Source organism: Streptomyces daliensis (assembly GCF_054782395.1).
The window spans coordinates 2,592-5,941 of sequence record NZ_BAAGSO010000128.1 but is presented as its reverse complement, the minus strand read 5'-3'; the positions used below and the strand labels follow the sequence as shown (position 1 = coordinate 5,941).

Annotated in this window: 1 protein-coding gene; it reads left to right on the top strand. The window is 70.1% G+C overall.

Annotated elements, in window-relative coordinates; translation table 11 throughout:
* Positions 1–49: 49 nt before the first annotated feature.
* On the top strand, positions 50–3,350 hold a 3,301-nt coding region (locus ACYVOO_RS36915; protein WP_461020106.1), incomplete at its 3' end, for an amino acid adenylation domain-containing protein.

Sequence of the window (3,350 nt, the reverse complement as noted above, 5' to 3'; positions counted from 1 at the left end):
CACGCCGGCCGAGCGTGTCGGGTTCGTGCTGTCCGACAGTCGGGCGGTGATGCTGCTCAGCACCGTGAACATTCTCGACTCCTTGCCCGTGACGAGGATGCCGGTGATTGCGGTCGACGATCTCGACGCGGGGTCTGTGGCCGTGGGAGATCTCGTGCCGGTGTCGCCTTGTGCGGCGGAGTTGGCGTATGTGATGTATACGTCCGGTTCGACGGGGAGGCCGAAGGGTGTGGCGGTCACGCACGGCGGGCTGGCCAACTATGTGGCCTGGGCGGCCGAGACGTATGAGGTGGGGCGCGGTGGTGCGGTGCTGTATTCGTCGTTGGCGTTCGACTTGACGGTGACCAGTTTGCTGGTGCCGTTGGTCGCGGGTGCGGCGGTCTCGGTGAGCGAGGACGGTGGCGTCGAGGGGCTGGCGGAGATATTGCGTTCCGGTGGTGGGTTCGACCTGGTGAAGGTTGTACCGGCGCATCTTCCGATGCTGGCCGAGCTGCTGCCGGCCGACTGGCTGCGGAACGCCGCGCGCCGCTGGGTGGTGGGTGGTGAGGCGCTTGCGGGTGGTGAGGTGTCCCGCTGGTTGTCGGTGGCGCCGGAGTCCGTGGTGGTCAATGAGTACGGTCCCACGGAGACGGTGGTGGGCTGCTCGGTCTACGAGGTCCGGGCTGGGCAGCCGCTCGGCGATGCGGTGCCGATCGGAAGGCCGATCGCCAACACTTGTCTGTATGTGCTGGATGAGGGGCTGGCGCCGGTACCCGTTGGTTCTCCGGGAGAGCTCTATGTGGCGGGGGCGGGCCTGGCGCGTGGCTATGTGGGCCGCCCGTCGCTGACTGGCGAGCGCTACGTTGCCTGCCCGTTCGGTTCCGGGGAGCGGATGTATCGCACCGGGGACCTGGCCAGGTGGAGCGCCGAGGGCGAGCTGGAGTTCCTGGGACGCGCCGACGAACAGGTCAAGATCCGCGGGTACCGCATCGAACCGGGTGAGATCGAGGCGGTCCTGCACTCGCATCCCGGCGTGGCCAGGGCGGCGGTCGTCGCGCGCGAGTACGGTGCGGGCGACACCAGGCTGGTGGCCTACGTCGTCCCCTCGGACGGTGACGCCACGTCCGGTGACACCACCTCCGTCGACGGCGACGACCTGCGGGAGTTCGCCGGACGGCAGATGCCGGACTACATGGTGCCGACGGCCGTGGTGCCGCTGCCGGAGTTACCGCTGACGGCCAACGGCAAGCTCGACCGCAAGGCGCTCCCCGCGCCCGACTTCGCGGCCGACGCCGGTGCCGGGCGCCAGGCGGCGACCGTCGAGGAGGAGATTCTCTGCGGCGCCTTCGCAGAGGTGCTGGGGATCGAGACCGTGGGGGTGGACGAGAGCTTCTTCGAGCTCGGCGGGCACTCCCTGCTCGGCGTCCGGCTCATCTCGCGTATCCGCGCCCTGCTGGACCGCGAACTGGCGCTGTCCGTCCTCTTCGAAAGGCCGACGGTCGCCGGGATCGCGGCCTCGTTCGCCGAGGACGGCGCGAACGGCGCGAACGAGGTGCGGCTGCCGCTGACCGTGCGCGCACGTCCGGACCGGGTACCGCTGTCGTTCGCCCAGCGGCGGCTGTGGTTCCTCGGCCAGCTGGAGGGCCCCAACCCCACCTACAACATGCCCACACCGATCCGCCTGAGCGGCAGTGTGGACGCCGAGGCGCTGGACACGGCGCTGCGGGACGTCGTCGCCCGTCACGAATCCCTGCGGACCATGTTCCCGGTCGCGGACGACGAGCCGTACCAGCACATCCTGAGCACCGAGGACCTGGACTGGAGGTTGCAGGCCCGCCAGGTCGAGCACGGCGAACTCGCGGACGCCGTGGACCGGGCGTCGCGGTATCCGTTCGACCTGTCGAGCGAGCTGCCGATCCGGGCGTGGCTGTTCCAGGACGGGCGGGACGAACAGGTGCTCCTGATCGTCGTGCACCACATTGCTGGCGACGGGTGGTCGATGGGGCCGCTGGCGCGGGACCTGTCTGCCGCGTACGCGGCGCGGCTGCGCGGCGAGGCTCCGGTGTTCGAGCCGTTGCCGGTGCAGTACGCCGACTACGCCCTCTGGCAGCGCGAGTTGCTCGGCGACGAGTCGGACCCCGAAAGCCTCCTCTCGGCGCAGGTCGACTACTGGCGGCAGACCCTCGCCGGCGCTCCCGAGGAGCTGACGCTGCCGACCGACCGGCCCCGCCCGGCGGTGTCCGGCCACAGCGGGCATCAGGTGCCGCTGCGCATACCGGCCGAGGTGCATCAGGAACTGGTCGAACTGGCGCGGGCCGAGGGCGTGACAACCTTCATGGTCCTTCAGGCGGCACTGGCCGTGACCCTGTCGCGGCTCGGCGCAGGCAGCGACATCCCCGTCGGGTCGGCGGTCGCGGGACGCACCGACGAGGCGTTGGACGAGCTGGTCGGGTTCTTCGTCAACAGTTTGGTGATCCGCACGGACCTGTCCGGGGATCCCGAGTTCCGACGGGTGCTGGGCCGGGTGCGGGAGGCCGGACTCGGCGGGTTGGCCCACCAGGACGTGCCGTTCGAGCGCTTGGTGGAGGAACTGGCGCCGTCCCGCTCGATGGCACGGCACCCGCTGTTCCAGGTCATGCTGACCTTGCAGAACGTCGAACGTGCCGCGCTGGAGCTGCCCGGGGCCCGCGTCGCGGCGAGCGAGCCGACGGTGGGTGGCGCGGCCACGGTACCGGCGAAGTTCGATCTCGACCTGTCGCTGGCGGAGGTCTTCGACGACGAAGGGCGGCCGTGCGGGCTCCGTGGCGGACTGACCGCGTCTGCGGACTTGTTCGACGAGCTGACAGCCGGGCGCATGGCCGAGTGGTTCGGCCAGGTGCTGGAGCAGGTGGTGGTGGCTCCGGGGGTGCGGTTGTCGGCGGTGGATGTGCTGGGTGTGGGGGAGCGAGCTCGGGTGGTGGTGGGGTGGAACGACACGGCGTCGGTGGTGGGTGGTTCGTCGGTGGTGGAGTTGTTTGAGCGGCGGGTGGTGGCGGATCCGGGTGCGGTGGCGGTGGTGTTTGAGGGTGTGGAGCTGTCTTACGGCGAGTTGGGGGCGGCGGCGAATCGGTTGGCGAGTTGGCTGCGTGGTCGGGGTGTGGGTGGGGAGTCGGTGGTGGGGCTGCGGTTGTCTCGGGGTGTGGAGATGGTGGTGGGGATTTTGGGTGTGTGGAGGGCGGGGGCGGCGTATCTGCCGGTTGATGGTGCGTTGCCGGGCGATCGGGTGGAGTTCATGCTCGCCGACGCCGGGGTGGATGTGGTGGTGGATTCCGGCGACTTGGAGGGGTTGTCGGAGGTCCCGGAGACATCCGTGGGGGTGGCGGTGGAGTCGG